The organism is Mesobacillus boroniphilus JCM 21738, from assembly GCF_000517385.1.
In the GTDB taxonomy this organism is placed as follows: Bacteria; Bacillota; Bacilli; order Bacillales; family Cytobacillaceae; genus Mesobacillus; species Mesobacillus boroniphilus.
Window position 1 is genome coordinate 1 of sequence record NZ_BAUW01000074.1, and the last position, 19384, is coordinate 19384.

General features: G+C 42.7%; 13 protein-coding genes, 1 other RNA gene and 3 pseudogenes. All 17 read right to left on the reverse strand.

The window, feature by feature from the left end; genetic code table 11:
- Positions 1-124: 124 nt before the first annotated feature.
- The gene (locus JCM21738_RS22640) at positions 125-664 is read right to left on the reverse strand and encodes a Mu transposase C-terminal domain-containing protein (protein ID WP_159101435.1); all 540 of its coding nucleotides are present in this window, start codon (positions 662-664) and stop codon (positions 125-127) included.
- Between the two features lie 72 nt (positions 665-736).
- A complete protein-coding gene (locus tag JCM21738_RS22645) occupies positions 737-1126 on the reverse strand; it encodes a TnsB C-terminal domain-containing protein (RefSeq protein ID WP_081742150.1) in 390 nt (129 codons plus the stop codon).
- A complete protein-coding gene (locus JCM21738_RS22650) occupies positions 1123-2598 on the reverse strand; it encodes a TnsA endonuclease N-terminal domain-containing protein (protein ID WP_159101436.1) in 1476 nt (491 codons plus the stop codon). The genes JCM21738_RS22645 and JCM21738_RS22650 overlap by 4 nt, the downstream gene beginning before the upstream one ends.
- Before the next feature lie 320 nt (positions 2599-2918).
- Positions 2919-4256: a TniQ family protein gene (locus JCM21738_RS16640; protein ID WP_023613946.1), complete on the reverse strand. Its 1338-nt coding sequence runs from the start codon at positions 4254-4256 to the stop codon at positions 2919-2921.
- A 545-nt stretch (positions 4257-4801) separates the two neighbouring features.
- Positions 4802-5137, reverse strand: a transfer-messenger RNA (tmRNA) gene (ssrA, locus tag JCM21738_RS23495).
- 156 nt (positions 5138-5293) lie between these two features.
- The gene (gene smpB, locus JCM21738_RS16645; RefSeq protein ID WP_023613945.1) at positions 5294-5761 is read right to left on the reverse strand and encodes an SsrA-binding protein SmpB; all 468 of its coding nucleotides are present in this window, start codon (positions 5759-5761) and stop codon (positions 5294-5296) included.
- Between the two features lie 184 nt (positions 5762-5945).
- Positions 5946-8336: a ribonuclease R gene (rnr, locus tag JCM21738_RS16650; protein WP_023613944.1), complete on the reverse strand. Its 2391-nt coding sequence runs from the start codon at positions 8334-8336 to the stop codon at positions 5946-5948.
- An 85-nt stretch (positions 8337-8421) separates the two neighbouring features.
- Complete coding sequence (locus JCM21738_RS16655; protein WP_023613943.1) at positions 8422-9168, reverse strand: alpha/beta hydrolase; 747 nt, start codon at positions 9166-9168, stop codon at positions 8422-8424.
- 171 nt (positions 9169-9339) lie between these two features.
- Positions 9340-9573: a preprotein translocase subunit SecG gene (gene secG, locus JCM21738_RS16660; protein WP_023613942.1), complete on the reverse strand. Its 234-nt coding sequence runs from the start codon at positions 9571-9573 to the stop codon at positions 9340-9342.
- Between the two features lie 596 nt (positions 9574-10169).
- Positions 10170-11468 (reverse strand): phosphopyruvate hydratase, encoded by a 1299-nt coding sequence (eno, locus tag JCM21738_RS16665; protein WP_023613941.1) that lies wholly within the window; start codon positions 11466-11468, stop codon positions 10170-10172.
- A 12-nt stretch (positions 11469-11480) separates the two neighbouring features.
- Positions 11481-13018: pseudogene (gene gpmI, locus JCM21738_RS16670) on the reverse strand (2,3-bisphosphoglycerate-independent phosphoglycerate mutase).
- Positions 13011-13772, reverse strand: a complete 762-nt coding sequence (gene tpiA, locus JCM21738_RS16675) for a triose-phosphate isomerase (RefSeq protein WP_023613939.1) — start codon at positions 13770-13772, stop codon at positions 13011-13013. The pseudogene gpmI and the gene tpiA overlap by 8 nt, the downstream one beginning before the upstream one ends.
- Positions 13773-13937: 165 nt before the next feature.
- Positions 13938-15122, reverse strand: coding sequence for a phosphoglycerate kinase (locus JCM21738_RS16680; protein WP_023613938.1), 1185 nt, complete (start codon positions 15120-15122; stop codon positions 13938-13940).
- An 87-nt stretch (positions 15123-15209) separates the two neighbouring features.
- Positions 15210-16258, reverse strand: a pseudogene (gene gap, locus JCM21738_RS16685) (type I glyceraldehyde-3-phosphate dehydrogenase).
- Positions 16249-17331, reverse strand: a pseudogene (locus JCM21738_RS16690) (sugar-binding transcriptional regulator). Before JCM21738_RS16690 ends, gap begins: the two co-directional pseudogenes overlap by 10 nt.
- 122 nt (positions 17332-17453) lie before the next feature.
- Positions 17454-17714, reverse strand: a complete 261-nt coding sequence (locus JCM21738_RS16695; protein WP_023613935.1) for a glutaredoxin family protein — start codon at positions 17712-17714, stop codon at positions 17454-17456.
- Between the two features lie 174 nt (positions 17715-17888).
- Positions 17889-19232 carry an RNA polymerase factor sigma-54 gene (gene rpoN / locus JCM21738_RS16700; RefSeq protein WP_031307724.1) on the reverse strand — a complete coding sequence of 448 codons (1344 nt, stop codon included), beginning with the start codon at positions 19230-19232 and terminating at the stop codon, positions 17889-17891.
- Positions 19233-19384 lie beyond the last annotated feature (152 nt).

A 19384-nucleotide genomic window follows, 5' to 3' on the forward strand; every position in this document is an offset into this window, starting at 1 on the left:
CCATACATCCTCATATGTTTTACGGATAAGAGGATGACTGGTGATAAATGCCTGAAAATAAGATATTCTTTCCTCAGTCGGCCTTTCCAATAATTCTTTAGGAAATCCCTGTTCCATAGTCATATTAAAACTCCCCGTATACTATTCTGCGATTTCGATTAAATTTATTTTCTTCTTTTGATGTAGCTTCAGATTGTAGTTTTTCCTTGTTCCCTTTTGGTAAAGATTTCACTTGCTTCTCCATTTTATTGCTTTTTCCACCCTCTAAAACCGTTAAAGCTACCTTCACTTCCTTATCCCTTAATCTTTGCATCTGTAGCCTTTCAACATCTTGTGCTGAACGCAAAAAATCCACTAACTGCTTAACGCTAACGGATGCTTTTTGCCCCTGAACTTTTTTTCTTTGACGTAACTCCTCAAAGGAAATTTGGATTTCTTTTTCAGTACGATTACTGAGATCCGTTTGATATTCTGAACGCAGCTGGATCCATCGCTTTTTTACATAAGCATATGCTACTCCCATATTAAATGGATCATATCTAACTTCCACTTGTTTACCTTCTACATCTGGATCGTATAGTGAATTTGACCAGTAATAGAAATGGTTAATTTTAACTCCACGCCCAGGTTGGACCTTTGCACTCCCCTTCTTAGTTGTCGGCAAAGTAAGCATCCGAAATAACTCATCATCCCCAATTAAAGTAAAATTACGCTTACCGGTTTTTGCTATTCCATTTTAAAAAACCTCTCTTGGGCTTTGTCCCAAAGTAGAGTGTTCCAAGGTGTCATAAATTTCATAAAGCCATTTAAATAGATACTCTGAAAATAAGGGTAGTGTCCAAACTGCATGTTTCCTAGGTGAAATTTCTTTTGACACTTGGCGTACGTTAGTCATCAACTGTGTATTCCCGACCAAATTATGAATAAACTTTTTATTTGTGGTCCCAAAAAGACGTTCACAAACAGAACCAAATCGAGGTTTTGATGGGGGCCTTACTTGTTTTTGAATTGCATAACAAGCTAAAAAAGTTTCAAAATAAGTACTTTGAAAATCCTTCCCTCCATCTACTACTAAAACCTTTGGAAGGCGACCGTGACGTTTAACACATTCTTTTAAGACCATCATATTGGACCTATAGCTTGGTTCATCGTATGTAAGGTAGCTGACAAGATACGCCTAGAATATGCATCAACCATAAACGTTGCCCAAGGATGCCCTAATAACTTTCCTGTTGTTGAACAAACCAATTCAATATCTAATTTAGTGTGATCAAGATGTGCGATTTCGAACGGTCGATCTCCATGACGTGGAGTGGTATGTTCTAAATACCAATGAAATGGTTCATGATTATAAGCAGCTTTTCTTCCTTGCCTATTCTTTGCTTTTTCATATTCCGTTTGTTTATTGACATACTTACAAAAAGTTTTCAAACTTGTAGAAGGGTAACCTTTTTGGTCACAGGCATCAACGAACATTTTATGGACAGTTGTTATCGTTTTTTGAGTAATTGTTTTATATTCCTTTTCAATATACTCTTTCATTAGTTCTATTGTTTTATCATTAATCCTTTGAGTTCTATTGCCTCTTTTGTGATTATTTGTTATTAAACCTATAAATCCATAGCCATATAATTTCTCTGCCTCTTTGAACTTTTTTACCCAGTACCTTAAAGTCCGATCGGATATGGGAATCGAATTCATAGGTACACCGTTAAAAATTTGACAAATTACTCCATACTTATAATTAGCTTTGGCTAATTCCTCTTTATCTGCATTTTTTAAAAGGTCTAACGCTTTTTTATTTATTCCATCTTCTTTGTCATCAAGCCCTTTTATTTTCCCGTCTACTACAAATTCCTTAAAAGTTTTCTCTGGTATATCAATAACCTTACTTTCATCATTTAACAATGAAATCTTGTTTTCTCCTATGTTCAAGATGGCCCAGGCACGACCATCCCATTGGATGTCTCTCCCTACTTCTAATTTAATTAAATTGGGAACAGTTTTTTCAGAAACTCCACATTTTAAAATATTCTTATATGCCTGTGCGGTTTGCTCATCAATATAAACCTTAACCAAATCATAATCAGGAATCGGTTTATCATATAGATCAATATAAAGTTCATCAACAGCTATTAAAGTGTATAAATCATCTGCAACATACTTTTCATTTCTATTTAATATTTCATTTATAGTGATCCCTGGAAAAAACTTAACTAAATTTGTTAATGCAAATTTTGATTCCTCAGAAACATGAGGTTCCATACATAACAAATAATCTTCCAGAAAACGAATATTCCTTTGATAAGTCCAATTAATTTCTTTAGATAGTCTAATCCTAAAAGATAGCCCCCTATTTTTTGCATACTCTTCAGCTGGCGGTGAAATCCATTGTCCTTTATCGTTTAAACAATATCTATTAGAGTTTTTTTCAGATAGCTTTAAAAGTTCCTCTTCAGTTTTCCATTCCTCCCAACCAATCCAATTTTCAGATATCACAAAGAAATCAGGGGTATAAAGATGTCCTTGTTTTTTTTCGTTAACTAGATATTTAATTGGAAATGAAGGAGGCTGATCATAATATTCAATAACTGTCAAATCATGTTCCTTCTCATAGATGGCTGCCAGTTCAACAGTTCTACTCTCAAACTGAATGGTTAGTCCCATTTTTTTACTTGGATAAAACCCTGAAACGTTTTTTCAACTTACTTCTTACTCGTCTTGCGGGTTCAGAATTCCGTATAAAATCTATTTCTTTAATCGTTTGGTCAGATAATCCTTTTTGACTGCACCAGTCTTTAATATTTTTTATCACCATAAACATCTCCCTATCTAAGCAAAATTTACTTCTTTCAAAGATAGTGGTCAGAATATTTAAACAATATTATAATTAGCCTATTAATCGATAATATAAACATTTATATTTTTCCTTCTTGATTTAACTTTTCTTTTTCTTGCCTCCACACCTGACGAATGGATTCTGCTTTAATTGCCCCGGGCATTTTCGTATAACTCTCTACTTTTCTTCGACTAGGATAAATACCTTGATTACTTAAAATATTTACTGCGTTAACCACCTGTTTTTTTACAAACTCGATTCTATCCAATGAACAATTTTGAATAAAATCTATATATTTTTTAGAAACTATTTTGCACAGTTCCGGCGCTTTTTTATATAATAACCTTCTATCACATCCAATAATTGAGGCTATTTCCTTAACTGAAGGAGGAGGAGTAACAACATTATTTACATAAAATAGAAGCTGTTCTTTTATATATCTATCTGAAAACCTGTTAGGAACTAAATATCCCTTACTATATGGAAATGGACGCAAATTAAATTTTAGTGTGTTCAACTCGTCTGTAAGAAATTGTTTTTGACTAATTCCTAAACAATAAATAATAATCAAAAGGTTAGGCAGTGAAGGCAGTTTATCTTCATCCATCCAACTATTAAAACTACTCCTAGGAATATTGCTTAATTCTAAAATTTCCTTGACCGAGACTACTTCCAATACCTGATTTAGTACTAATTTCAACCGTTCCCTACCGGGAATTAGTTCATTCGAAGGCATTAATTCTAAAAGTTGACCAATGTTAGTTACTTTCCAATAATTCCAAGTAGACGTTTCAACTTGTGATGAATTATCTACTTTACTTTGCCCAAGCCAATGAGAGCAGTGTGAACAAAACCCAACTCGACTGTTTCGGCTTAAAGTTGGTATTTCTTTTGTGCAATTTGGACAGTATGTCTGCAATCTTGTTTCATGAATATTACATATCTCCACTTCTTTAATAAACCAGATAAGCGGTTCATAAATAGGCTTTTTATGAAGATTCCATTCGTCGATACATTGTGGACACCATGCTTTCTTAGGTCTTAACAAGCCTCTAGTTGGAAGGATCTCAGACCACTTTGTTAAAGTTAAAGATATTAAATCATTTCTTAAGGTTAATTGTTCAAGTGATTTCAACATTTCTACTGCTGCAGATTTCACTCCATTTATACTTGACGCCGACTTAAATAACCCACCACCTCCTCTAGTAGCAACTTTGTTTAGGTAATGCTTATTTAAAATAGGAGTAATCTCTTTTCCAATTAGTGTACCTAATGTAACATTATGAGCTTCTGCTAAACGTGTAACATAACTTGTCAAACATTCTGTATAAGGAGTACCTATTCCAATGGGTTCTAAATTATACAAACGGCTAACTGGCTCTAAATTGTTTTCCGTTTTTAATGAGATAGTATCCATTTCACACCTTCTAGAATTGTAAAATACTTCTGAAGGATATTTTTACCATTACATGAAATTACATACAAAGAATTTTTTTATATATAGGGGCTACCTAATTTAGGCAAAAAAAAAAACCGTAGATTCACTACAGTCTTCTTGAAGTATTGAAGTATATGAAACATATATTTGCCGAGAGTTTATTGAAGCATATCATTGCCATTCCGGCAAAATTATGGGTAAAATCACAAAAATAAAAATCCACCAAAATATGTATTTGGTGGAGACGGTGGGACGTGCTATTCCATGCTTTCGACATGGCACTGACTATATCTTGAACCTGCATCTGCAGGTCCTCCGGCGTATTATGCGAGATGTAGTTTTATCCGGACTCCCGGATAGATCACGCATCTTAGTACTGCCAGGTTGGCAGCCTATAAGTCGATACATGGCTGTTGGATTGCTCCACATACCACTCGGCATTGCCCTATCGCTATTGGCGACTTAGGTTTCACCGATAAAGCCGGATTTTCACTTGCGTGTTGCCACACAAGGCGACTAATTACTAATCGAACCCACGTCCAAAGATATTGGCACTTAAGCTTCTACGAGTGTAGTCGGCATATTGGCGATTCGCTGATCCTTTTGCCTACCGACAGGCGGCTGGTCAGCTAGCCTGGTTGTTCTCTTCCTTCATCCTCAGGCGGTGGAATCCGGCGTAGCCCACTTAGAGTGAGTCCGCTACCCTACCACATGGGCGATGGAGGGGCGAACCGCTATGCAGTATTAAGCTGCGAAAGCGAAGTTGTTGTTTTCTTTGCCAGTTATAGGCGTTGACGTTTTTACGAGGCCGATCCCCTCGACTCGCCACTTAAGCTCAAACTACCCCTGTCGAATCCGTAACGTCCCCATATAAAAGGTTGCTGTATCTGTGATACAGACGTTAGGAGAACTCGGATAAGCCGAGCATTAAGTTATGTGTCACTCGTGGTGACAGTTATTATTATATCACACTGAGTACTTTTTTCAACTGGTACTCTCTTCCTCAGCTGACAAGCTTACATTTTCTGGCGTTCGCGGAATGCACGCTCGATATCACGGCCTGCTTCCTTCTTCTTCAGAGTTTCACGCTTGTCATAGTTCTTTTTACCCTTACCTAAGCCGATTAAAACCTTCGCATAACCGTTCTTCAGATAAATCTTCAATGGCACAAGCGCATATCCTGCTTCCTTCGTTTCACCGATCAGCTGGGCGATTTGACGTTTGTGTAGCAACAGTTTCCTCGTGCGCAGCGGATCATGGTTGTAACGGTTCCCCTGTTCATATGGGCTGATGTGCAGATTATATAAGAACAACTCACCATTATGAACTTTCGCGTATGAATCCTTTAGCTGGACGCGTCCGTTACGGATCGATTTAATCTCTGTTCCCTGAAGGACAACTCCGGCTTCATATGTTTCTTCTATAAAATAGTCGTGGTTCGCTTTTTTATTCTGCGCGACGACCTTTCCCTCACCTTTTGGCATAAAACCTTCCCCCTTCTATTTCTCTCATTTTAGCAAATAACGAACGCTGCCACAATGAAAAGCGCAAGCGCCTTGATCAGCCCCGGCAAGTGCTGGAGCTAGACAATTCTCAAAGTGAAATTTGTACTTCGTATCACGAGGACAACAGAGAGCCCCTTCAGCAGGAGCTCTCTTTTTAAGTTGCCTATTTTCTCTTTTTTGATTTGCGTTTTGCGGCCGGGGCGTTTTCAAAGAACTTTTTCTTCTTGTTCTTTGGTTTTGACCCAGAGCCTGAACCGGAACCGGAGCCATTTCTGCCTCCTCCTGATCCTCTTGCACCGCCTGAACCTCTGCCGCCTCGCTTGCCTTCTTCTTCTTTACCGCGGCGCGGCTTTTTGTCGCTGCTGCCAGTCTTGAAGATCTTTGGCTGGGCCGGACGCTCGCGTCTAGGCGTGCCCTTCATGCCAACGATTTCAAAATCAATCGAGCGCTCATCCTTGTTCACCTTGATGACCCGAACAGTAATTTCATCACCGATTCGGAAGACATTGCCTGTTCGCTCGCCAATCATCGCCAGATGGCGTTCATCATAGCGATAATAATCATCTGTCATGTAGCTGACATGTACCAGGCCTTCGATTGTGTTAGGAAGCTCGACGAACATCCCAAAGTTCGTGACAGAGCTGATGATGCCATCGTATTCCGTTCCAACCTTGTCTTCCATGTATTCCGCTTTCTTAAGCTCATCTGTTTCACGTTCGGCTTCAACTGCGCGGCGTTCCATATTGGATGAATGCTCGGCAATATCCGGCAGCATCGCATTCCATTTTTCCTTCGTCGCCTGGTCGAGCTTGCCCTCGATCAAGTATGTCCTGATCAAGCGATGGACAATCAAGTCAGGATAACGGCGGATTGGTGATGTGAAGTGTGTATAGAACTCTGCTGAAAGACCAAAGTGTCCGAGGCTTTCAGGATAGTATTTCGCCTGCTGCATCGAACGGAGCATGACAGTGCCGACCACCATCTCTTCAGGCTTGCCCTGGACTTCCTCGATGATTTCCTGCAGTGCTCTCGGGTGCACTCCGTTTGCGGATCCTCTGACAAGGTATCCGAAGTTTGTAATGAAATCAAAGAACTTTCTCAGTTTATCCTCTTTCGGATCTTCGTGAATACGATAGATGAATGGCACATCCAGCCAGTGGAAGTGCTCGGCGACCGTTTCGTTCGCCACCAGCATGAATTCTTCGATCAGCTTTTCAGCGACGGAGCGCTCACGCAAAACGACATCAGTTGGGTGGCCTTCTTCATCAACCAGTACCTTCGATTCTTTAAAATCAAAATCGATCGCGCCTCTTTCCATCCTTTTTTTACGAAGGATAGCAGCAAGCTCTTCCATCATCTCGAACATTGGCACAAGAGATTCATAACGTGAGCGCGCTTCTTCGTCTTGATCAACGAGAATCCTGTTCACATCGAAATACGTCATTCGCTCAGTCGTCTTGATGACACTCTGATAGATTTCATGGTCTACCACTTGCCCATCTGGAGTGATCTCCATATTACAAGACAGCGTCAGTCGATCGATCTTCGGATTCAGCGAGCAAATACCGTTCGATAAGCGGTGCGGAATCATCGGGATGACCCGGTCAACCAAATAAACACTCGTTGCACGGTCTTCTGCTTCACGGTCAATCGGAGAATCCTCGGTTACATAGTACGTAACATCGGCGATATGGACACCAAGTTTATAGTTGCCGTTTTCAAGCCTTGTGACCTGGACTGCATCATCAAGGTCTTTTGCATCGGCGCCATCAATTGTGACGATGACTTCATCACGCAGGTCGCGGCGGTTCTCAATCTCGCTCTCATTGATCTGGTCAGGCGCTTCATTCGCCTGCTTAAGTACCTCATCCGGGAACTCCATTGGCAGCCCGTGCTTGTGAATGACGGAAAGGATATCGACGCCAGGGTCATTTTTATGGCCGAGGATTGCGGCAACTTCACCCTCAGCGCTTTTGCGTCCCTCTGGATAGCTCGTCAGTTTTACGACGACCTTATGCCCTTCGACTGCACCCATTCCTGCCTCTTTCGGAATAAAGATGTCACTTGTGAACTTTTTATCATCTGGAATCACAAAACCGAAATGCTTGCTTTCGGTATAGGTACCTACGATTTGCGAGACACCTCTTTCGAGAATGCGGACAACTGTCCCTTCGCGGCGCTGGCCAGAGCTGTCCGATGAGACTCGCACAAGGACGGTGTCACCGTTCATCGCATTGCTCGTTTCATTCGGCGGGATGAAGATGTCGTCCATTCCCTGCTCTTCAGTGATGACAAAAGCAAAGCCTTTGGCATGGGCACTGTAGCGTCCGCGAACGAGATTCATTTTTTCAGGGAGTCCGTACCTATCACTTCGAGTCCTGACGACTAGCCCCTTTTCCTCCATGACCACTAGCGCTTTAACAAAATCCTTGAATGTCGAGGAATCCTGGATTCCAAAAGCACTTTCCAGTTCCTGAACGGTAAGAGGTTTGTAAGCTTCATCCTTCATATAATGCAATAGCCTGTCTATATGGCCTTTAATATTCTCATCCATAAATAAATCCCTCCTTTATTGGGTTATTTCATAATCTTGTCGTTCATGATGTGAAAAACAACACAATAAATTTTTTTATATGTTTTTATTCTTTCCAATTTAATGACTCGAGAAACTCGTAAACGTCTTCGTGAAGCTGATCACGTTCTTTATCAAGAGTGATGACATGCCCTGATTCCTCATACCACTTCAACTTTTTGTGTTCAGACTCGATGTTGTCATGGATGATATTCGCACTGTCGGGGTCAATGATGACGTCATTCCGCGCCTGGACAACAAATGTCGGGGTATAAATCAGGTCGATGCTTCCTCGGACTTCCTTGATGAGTTCCTGGAGGTCTTTCAGAGTGGCCATCGATTTTTGTTCGAGCTCCTTTACTTCCGCCTCGATTTGCTCCTCAGGCTTGCCTTCCATCCTCTTATATTCGCGCGCATACTCGAGGACACCGCGGTACATTAACTCTTCCGTCTTTAGATGCATTGGTGCGCACATTGGCACAATCCCCTTGAGAGGCTTGGTATATCCGAGTTTCAGCGAAAGGATGCCGCCCAGTGATAAACCCGCTACAGCAATTTCCTCATAGCCTTCACTTTTAAGGAATTCGTAGCCAGCAAGCGCATCCTGCCACCAATCCTCAGGACCAGTATGTATCAGTTCTTCAGGCGGGACACCATGCCCTTTAAAAACAGGCGCATGGCATGTATATCCTTTTCCTTCTAAAAATCGGCCCATCATCCTGACGTCGGCAGAATTGCCGGTGAATCCATGCAGCAGCAACACCGCTCTTTTTCCAGCTTTGAATGTAAAAGGTCTTGGCACTAACTTTCTCATTTTCCTACTCCCTCTATCAGATATCTTACTTAGTTTTAACAAACATGCTTGTAACATTCAATTAAAAGCCTTTATATATGTAAATACCCATATTCACCAGAAATATGTGATGATTAGCTTATGTAAACACAATAAAACCCGGCCTCTATTGAAGCCGGGTCATTGTGTGTATTATAGTTCGAAATAAGAAACGGCAATAGTCAAAAAGAAGAATAAAACAGATAACACGATCGTTACACGGTGCAAGACAAGGTCAAGGCCTCTTGCCTTTTGCTTACCGAACAACTGCTCAGCACCGCCCGATATCGCACCGGACAGACCAGCACTCTTGCCTGATTGAAGAAGAACAACTCCAATAAGAGCAATGCTGACGATCACTAAAAGAACAACTAACAATGTATGCATGACATACCTCCCGATAAAACTGCTAACAGTACTTTAAATTTATCACATTTTCAAAAATGAAACAATACTTGTCTGAATTGTTGAGGATTTAATGAGGTAAAAACAATACTTCTTAAGAGATTTCGCCCAATTCCTTAAATTAATTTTAGTAGCAGTACGAATATTAGGTGTTTGTTTATTAGACATTTGGAAAGGCTTCTTTACCTGAAATGTCTATTAAACGACTTTTATTAGACATTTTGAATGATTTCCTTGCTCGAAATGTCAATTAAACCGCATTTATTAGACATTTTGAATGATTTCCTCCTTCGAAATGTCCATTAAACCCCTTTTATTAGACATTTTGAAAGATGTCCTCGCTCGAAATGTCCATTAAACCCTTTTATTAGACTTTTTGAATGGATGTCCTCGCTCGAAATGTCTATAAAACTCCTTCTTTTAGACATTTTGAAAGACTTTCCTACACGAATTGTACTTTAAACATTGCTATCCTACCGATCTTTTTTCCTGCCTGCTCTTGATCCATAAAAAAACACCGGCAGCATCGTCATGCCGCCGGCGTCCTATTTTACGGAGTGTATGTCAGCTCCGTTATATTACTTCTTAAGGTTATAGAAAGACTTGATTCCGTTGAAGCGAGCTGTTTCGCCAAGCTGGTCTTCGATGCGAAGAAGCTGGTTGTACTTCGCTACGCGGTCTGTACGTGATGGTGCACCAGTCTTGATCTGGCCAGCGTTTGTTGCGACAGCGATGTCAGCGATTGTTGAATCTTCTGTTTCACCAGAGCGGTGAGAGATAACAGCTGTGTAGCCTGCGCGCTTCGCCATTTCGATAGCATCGAAAGTTTCAGTCAAAGTACCAATTTGGTTAACTTTGATCAGGATTGAGTTGCCAATGCCTTGCTCAATACCTTGAGCAAGCTTCTTCGTGTTTGTAACGAACAGGTCGTCACCAACAAGCTGGACTTTTCCGCCAAGGCGTTCAGTCAATAGCTTGTGGCCTTCCCAGTCGTTCTCATCCAAACCGTCTTCGATTGAGATGATTGGGTATTTAGAAGCCATTTCTTCATACCAGTCTACCATTTCTGCAGACGTCTTCACTACACCTTCACCTGAAAGGTGGTACTTGCCGTCTTCTTTGTTATAGAACTCAGAAGATGCTGCGTCCATAGCAAGCATGATTTGCTCGCCTGGCTTGTAGCCAGCTTTTTCGATAGCTGTAACGATTGTTTGAAGTGCTTCTTCGTTTGATCCAAGATTTGGAGCGAATCCGCCTTCGTCACCTACAGCTGTGTTCAAGCCTTTTTCTTTTAAAACTGCCTTCAGGCTGTGGAAGATTTCCGCGCCCATGCGAAGTGCTTCACGGAAGTTTTCAGCGCCAACAGGCATTACCATGAATTCCTGGATGTCTACGTTGTTGTCAGCGTGCTCGCCGCCGTTAACGATGTTCATCATTGGAACTGGAAGCTGCTTGGAGTTGAATCCTCCAAGGTATTGGTATAAAGGAAGGTCAAGATAGTCTGCAGCAGCGTGTGCAACAGCCATGGAAACGCCAAGGATTGCGTTAGCGCCCAACTTTCCTTTGTTTTCAGTACCATCTAATTCGATTAGTGCCTGGTCGATCCCGTTCTGGTCAAGAACGTTGAACTCTTCGCCAACCAAGAAGGGGGCGATAATTTCGTTCACATTTTCAACTGCTTTTAAAACACCTTTTCCAAGGTAGCGGCCTTTGTCGCCGTCACGAAGTTCAACTGCTTCATATTCACCAGTTGAAGCACCACTTGGAACTAGTGCACGTCCGAATGCGCCTGATTCTGTAAAAACTTCTACCTCAACTGTTGGGTTACCGCGTGAATCTAAAACTTCACGTGCGTATACGTCTGTAATGAATGGCATGGCAATCTCTCCTTATTTTTTAATTAATGATGTTCCTGTCATTTCTGCTGGCTGATCCAGTCCCAGTAATTCCAGAATGGTTGGGGCAAGATCGCCGAGGATTCCGTCTTCACGAAGCTCTGCGCCTTCTTTTGTGACAATGACAGGCACCGGGTTTGTCGTGTGGGCAGTCATTGGATTTCCTTCAAGTGTCACGACCTCATCCGCATTTCCGTGGTCAGCAGTGATGATCGCAGTACCGCCTTTTGAAACAATCAGGTCAACGATTCGTCCGAGGCACTCGTCAACTGTTTCAATAGCCTGGATTGTTGGCTCAAGCATTCCGGAGTGTCCAACCATATCAGGATTCGCAAAGTTCAACAGTATCGCATCGAAGTTATCTGCTTCAATTTCCTTGATCAAAGCATCTGTCACTTCATAAGCGCTCATTTCCGGCTGCAAGTCATATGTTGCAACCTTAGGCGAGTTGATCAATATCCGCTTTTCCCCTGGGAATTCCTGCTCACGTCCGCCGCTCATGAAGAACGTTACGTGCGGATATTTTTCTGTTTCAGCAATACGAAGCTGAGTCATTCCAGCCTGAGAAATTACTTCACCGACTGTGTTATCAAGGTTTGAAGGCTCGAACGCCACATAACCGTCAACCGTCTCACTGAAGTGAGTCAGGCAGACAAAGTGAAGATTCTCAGGATGTGCTTCGCCACGATCGAAAGAACGGAAGTCTTTATTTGTAAAAGTGTTTGAAATCTGGATTGCGCGGTCAGGACGGAAGTTGTAGAAAATTACAGCATCGTCGTTCTGGACCGCCGCAACCGGTGATCCATCAGGGCGCACAAGCACAGATGGGATAACGAACTCATCAAAAATACCGTTATTATAGTTATCTTCGATTAATTCCATAGGGTTCGAGTACGTAGGGCCATCGCCGTACACCATCGAACGGTAGGATTTCTCCACACGTTCCCAGCGCTTGTCGCGGTCCATAGAATAATATCGCCCCGAAATCGTCGCAAATTCGCCGACACCGATTTCGTTCATTTTTTCTAATGTTTGTTCAATATAACCTGGCGCAGTTTTCGGTCCGACATCGCGTCCGTCAAGGAAGCCATGTACATATACCTTTTCCAGGCCTTCGCTGGCAGCAAGCTTCAATAAAGCAAACATGTGCTCAATGTGGCTGTGCACACCGCCGTCGGACAGTAAGCCCATCAAGTGAAGGGCGGTGCCTTTTTTCTTTGCATGGTTGATCGCAGCAAGGAAGGTTTCATTTTTTTCAAATTCGCCTTCACGAATTGAAATGTTCACTCGTGTCAAGCTTTGGTAAACGATGCGGCCAGCACCGATGTTCAGGTGTCCGACCTCTGAGTTACCCATTTGGCCTTCTGGCAGGCCGACCGCTTCCCCGCTTGCGATCAACTGCGCGTGCGGATAGTGGTTCCAGTAGCGGTCAAAATTCGGCTTTTTCGCTGGGCAACGGCATTTCCCATCCGTTCGCCACGCAGCGCGAAGCCGTCCAGAATGATCAAAGCTGTTGGTGACTGTTTACTCATTGGTACCTGCCTCCAATAGCTGCAAGAAGGAATCTGTCTCCAGGCTTGCCCCGCCGACCAATGCGCCGTCGATATCAGGCTGTGACATGTATTCCTTGATGTTAGCCGGCTTCACGCTTCCGCCGTACTGAATGCGGACTGCTTCAGCCACTTCTGGTGAAAATTGCTCTGCGATTACCTTGCGGATGTGCGCGCAAGTTTCGTTCGCATCTTCAGCTGTTGAAGATTTACCTGTTCCAATAGCCCAGATTGGCTCATAAGCGATTACAGTTTGCTTAACCTGATCGTCTGTCAAGCCATTTAGACCTGCTCTGATTTGGCCGCCAACAAACTCGTTAGTTTCGCCATTTTCACGCTGCTCAAGTGTTTCACCGCAGCAAACGATCGGAGTCAGGTTGTATTTGAATGCAGACAAAGTCTTTTTATTAACTGTGTCATCTGTTTCATTGAACATTTCACGACGTTCAGAGTGCCCGATGATGACATATTTTGCACCGATGTCTTGCAATGCCTTAGGGCTGACTTCGCCTGTAAAAGCACCGCTTTCCTCGAAGTGCATGTTTTGTGCCCCGATTTCAACGTCTGAATTCTGTGTAAGATCGACTAGTTGTCCAAGGAACAAAGCTGGAGCACAAACAACAGATTCAACCTTTTCCTTTGAAGGAACAAGTCCGCTCACTTTTTCGATAAAATCCTTTGCTTCAGGCAGCGTTTTATGCATTTTCCAGTTACCTGCAATGATAGGTTTTCGCATGCTGACACTTCCTTTCAAAATTGCTGTTACATACAGCGTTGTAATGCTTATTAAAAAAGTACCCTCTGGATGTTGGGCTTAAAAGAACGGCATAAACAGCAGGTGTCAGGATCCGCACCCTTGCACTGCTGCCGGCACCGCCTTGAAAATTTTTTCAGACTAAATTTACTTATCGTTCAATGCCACTACGCCTGGCAGCTGCTTGCCTTCCATGAATTCAAGGGAAGCACCGCCGCCTGTGGAGATGTGGCTCATTTGTTCAGCCAGGCCGAATTTTTCTACAGCCGCTGCAGAGTCTCCTCCGCCGATCACTGAATATGTATCATTAGCATCGGCTAAGGCTTGTGCAACAGCTTTTGTTCCTTGAGCGAACTTGTCAAATTCAAAAACGCCCATTGGTCCATTCCAGATGACCAATTTAGACTTTTGAATCACATCGCGATAAGTTTCAGCTGTTTTTGGACCGATATCAAGAGCTTCCCAATCTGCAGGGATTTCCTCAATCGCTACGACCTTTGTATTTGCATCAGCAGAAAAATCATCAGCAACGATGGCGTCTACAGGCATGTAGAGGTTTACACCCTTCGCTTTTGCTTTTTCCATGAAGCTCTTAGCTAATTCAATTTTATCTTCTTCTAAAAGAGATTTCCCGATTTCGTGGCCCTGTGCTTTTACAAATGTATAAGCAAGTCCGCCGCCGATGAGCAGGTTATCTACTTTTTCCAAAAGGTTGTCGATGACGCCAATCTTATCTTTAACTTTTGCCCCGCCGATGATTGCAGTGAACGGGCGCTCTGGATTTGACAATGCTTTTCCTAGAATATCCAGTTCTTTTTCCATCAGGAAGCCTGATACAGCAGGAATATACTTAGCAATGCCTTCGGTTGAAGCATGAGCGCGGTGAGCAGCTCCAAATGCGTCATTTACATAAACATCAGCCAGTTCAGCAAATGCCTTAGCCAGTTCAGGATCGTTCTTCTCTTCGCCAGGATAGAAGCGGACATTCTCAAGAAGCAGGATATCGCCTTCGTTCATGATGTCGATTTCAGATTTTACAGAATCACCATAAGCTTCATCTGTTTTCTTAACATCCTTGCCAAGCAGCTCAGACAACCGCTTTGCTACCGGTGTCAAACGCAGTTCTTCAACAGCCTGCCCATTTGGACGGCCAAGGTGGCTTGCAAGAAGGACTTTAGCGCCCTGGTCAACCAGGTACTGAATCGTTGGCAGCGCTGCACGGATTCTTGTTTCATCCGATACCTGTCCGTTCTTCATCGGCACGTTGAAATCAACGCGGCAAAAAACTCGTTTTCCTCTTACATCCACATCTTTTACTGTCTTTTTGTTCAAGGCTAGAGACCTCCTTTAGAATAGCGCCTATGCGCGTTTAAGCAGAAAAAAAGGAGAGGGAATTTACCCCGCTCCCCTTTTCATCCCCTACATTATAGTCGTAAATGGATGGTTAATCCAATATTTGCTTATAGACCTTTTTTTTGCAATGAAATCAACAAGGTCTACAACACGGTTAGAGTAACCACTTTCGTTGTCATACCAAGAGATTACTTTTACCATGTTGCCTTCCATAACCATAGTTGAAAGTGCATCGATTGTAGACGAAGCTGGGTTTCCGTTGTAGTCGCCAGATACCAATGGCTCTTCGCTGTATTCAAGGATGCCTTTAAGCTCGCCTTCAGAAGCTGCTTTAAGTGCATTGTTAACCTCTTCTACAGTGACTTCTTTGTCAAGTTCAGCGACAAGGTCTACTAATGAAACGTTTGGAGTTGGAACACGCATTGCTCCGCCATTTAATTTGCCTTTAAGTTCAGGCAATACTAATGCTACAGCTTTTGCAGCCCCAGTAGTTGTAGGATGATGTTTTCTGCTGCAGCACGTGCGCGGCGGTAGTCTTTGTGCGGAAGGTCAAGAATCTGCTGGTCATTTGTGTATGAATGGATTGTTGTCATCATACCGCGTTTAAGACCGAATTTCTCGTTAAGCACCTTTGCGAATGGAGCTAAGCAGTTTGTTGTACAAGACGCCATTGAAATAACCTGGTGATTATCTTTATCATACTTTTCTTCGTTAACACCAAGTACAAGGGTGATATCTTCATCAGTTGCTGGTGCAGAGATGATAACCTTTTTAGCACCTGCTTCAATGTGTTTCGCAGCGTCAGCACGCTTAGTGAAACGGCCAGTAGATTCTACTACTACTTCTACGCCAAGGTCGCCCCATCCTAATTGAGCTGGATCACGCTCAGCAAGAACTTTCACTTTTTGTCCGCCAACTACTAAGTAGTCGCCGTCAACCGTTACTTCTTCGTTAAGAGTTCCGTGAACTGAATCGTATTTCAAAAGGTGTGCAAGCATGTTTGCATCAGTCAAGTCATTAACTGCTACTACTTCCACGTTAGGGTTCTTTAATGCCGCGCGGAAAACTACGCGTCCAATTCTTCCAAATCCGTTAATACCAACTTTTACTGCCATGTGTATTTCCTCCTTTGATTCCTGTAAATGTGTTTTTTATATAAGGTGTTACCCTTGTAACAATGTTTTAGCGGCGCCTTCATCCGTGATCAGGATCGTTGAGGAAGGTGCCTGCTTCATATAGCTCTGATCGCCTTTGCCTTTGACGCTCCGCCGGCAACTGCAATGACATCTCCTACATTTTTGAGATCGTCCATTTGGAGACCGATCGTCAGCACTTTGTGCACAATTTCCCCGGCTTCGTTGAAATAGTAGCCGAAAGCCTCGCCAACTGCTTTTCCTTCGAGGATCTTATGTAAATCCTCCTGACTGGTATTGCGACGTTCCGCCATTATAATAGCGTCTCCAATACCATGTAAAACCATGCTAGCTGATTTAACTAAATTCCAAACCTCATAAATCAGCGGTTCTTTAATGAAAGACTTGTAAACCTCGGTGCTAACCTGATCGGGTACGTAGAATACCCGGTGCCGTGAATTCGTGTTGTCCGCCATGATCGCGCAAATCGTGTTTGCCTGATTTTTGACGTCCTCGCCAATTCCGCCCCTTGCCGGCACGAACAGCAAATCCTTCTCACCGAAGTCGGGTGTCAACATTTCCGCCACAGCCGCCATAGTCGATCCTCCGGTCACAGCAATTATATTTTTGCTTTTAAGAAGGTTTTTCATACTATGTGCTGTCGCTTGTCCCAGCTCACTTTTCACCCACGGCGACTGATCGCTGTCACCAGGGACAACAATCACTTTCCTGATCCCCATGCGCTTCTGAAGCTGGCGTTCTAGTATGTCTATACCCATAATGTCTCGCATTACACTATCAAGACTTTCCAGTATATCTTTTCCCTCTTTAGTCAGTGTCATTCCCTGACCTGACATCGAGATCAGATTCTGGTCTTTCAAAAACTCTACCTCGGAACGCAAAACCCGTTCAGTTAAGTTCAGGCTTAGCGAAAGGTTTCTCCTGCCAACTGGCTGCATCACGTTGATGTACTGCAGGATAAGGTATCGCTTTTGCATAACTTGCAATAAATCGGGCAATATTCTTTTTTGAATATCAATGAGCGAAAAGTCCATGTTGATATTCTCCTTCTCCAGAGTTGGACTTAAAATGTCCCGCTAAGACATATTATGTCCCGCTCGCGGTAAAAAAATCACCCCTGCTACAGATTTCATTGTAACAGGGATGAAACCCTTAATCAACTCATAAACTCAAGGTTTTTCCGTGAAAACGCTTCATTTATGAACTTTTTGTTAATGATGCCATATTGAAGCTCTTCACCGTCCAATTCGATGACCGGAATCATGATTCCATACTTCTCGACAAGCTCGTCATCAAGATCGATATTGATTTCTTCTATGGCAAAATTCCAATCTTGCTGAAGTTCTACCAGGATTTCGCGCGCTGTTTCGCACAAATGGCAGCGCGGGCGGGAATAGAGTTTGACTGTTTTTTTCATTTTGGTCTCCTTATCCTTGTATCCTTCTCCCACTTTGGTGGTTATTCGCAAAAGTTACTACTTTATTCGCTAAAAGTGACTTTTGTTTGCAAATCCAGGTACTTTATCCGCAAAAAATATTTTTAGTCGCAAATAATCGCTGTTTATTCGCAAAACGGAAGTGTTTTCCATTTTCTAATCAAATCTCTTCCGCTTTGAAGATGACGGAATGCCCAACTGGTTCCTGTATTTTGCGACGGTTCTTCGTGATACGACCATCCCTTCTTGTTCCCCTAACATTTCCACTAGTTTCTGATCTGAGATGGGCTTCTTTTTATTTTCTTCTTTTATATAATGCTCTATCGCTGCTTTTACTTTTTGCGATGAAGCCTGGTCGTTCTCTGTTGTGTGGACTGCGCTTGTAAAAAATGATTTCAATTCGTAAGTGCCAGCCGGTGTCTGCATATATTTTTCACGGACAGTCCGGCTTACTGTCGATTCGTGGATATCGAGCTCATCAGCAACTTCCCTCATCGTCATCGGATTCATGTGCGCAGGGCCGATCAAAAAGAAATCCTGTTGTTTTTCGATGATTTTCATCGATACTTTCAAGAGCGTTTCCTTCCTTTGCACAAGGCTGCGCTGGATCCACTGATAGTCCCCCTGCTTTTCCTGGAGGAATTTATTGACTTCCGGATCCTTGTGGCCTGATAACTGCCGGAAATATCCTTCATTAAAAGAGATTTTTGGAACCAGCGCATCGAACACACTTACCGAGAGTTCTTTACCCTCACGTTTGACGACCACATCAGGAACGATATAGGCAGGTTTTTCACGCTGGAACGCTGCACCTGGTTTCGGGTTAAGCTGCTGGATATCGTCATGGACTTTTTGAATTTCCTTCACATCGACATTTAGCATCTTCGCCAGTGCTTTCCACTTTTTCTCGGCAAAAAGCATGAAATGGTCGCGGATAATTGTTATTGCCAGTTCGTTTTCAGGTGTGCGTTTCTGCCTTGTCAACTGAAGCAACAGGCATTCCCTGAGGTCAATTGCCCCGATTCCGGCCGGGTCCAGCGACTGAAGTTTAAAAAAAGCGGATTCAACAATTTCATATTCAACTTTATATTTATTTACAAAGTTTTCTCGATCGAGAGTTAAGTAACCGTTTTCATCTATGTTTTCAATCAATTCTTGTAAAATTAATTTTTCCGCTTGAGTAGCTTTTAACAAGTTTAATTGTGAAAGCAGATAGTCTTCGAGCGTCTCACCAGCCCCAGCGCCGATCTGCTCAATCAAATTCTTCTGGTCCCGTTCGAAAGCCTTTTTTCTTGTTTTTCGCGTCCGGTCCATGCTGGCATCAAAATGAGAAATGTTTTTAAAATCTACTTGCATCAGGGGATTTTCCATTGATTTAGCTTCAAGAAATGCCGCAAGCTCCTGCGCTGAGTATTGCAAGAGCGCGATTGCCTGGGTCAACTCCTGAGTCATCGCCAATTTTAACGTCTGCTTTTGCCATAAACCAGCTTTCAAATCCACCCAAATCACCCCTGCACTCATTTTACATGATAAACAGGCTTTGGTGTATGGAAAGAATTTGGCATCCCATTTTCTTCTAAAAACCTTTAAAAACCTCTCGCCCAATTGGGCAAGAGGTTTTGTGATAATTATCTTCTTCTGGAAATCTTTCT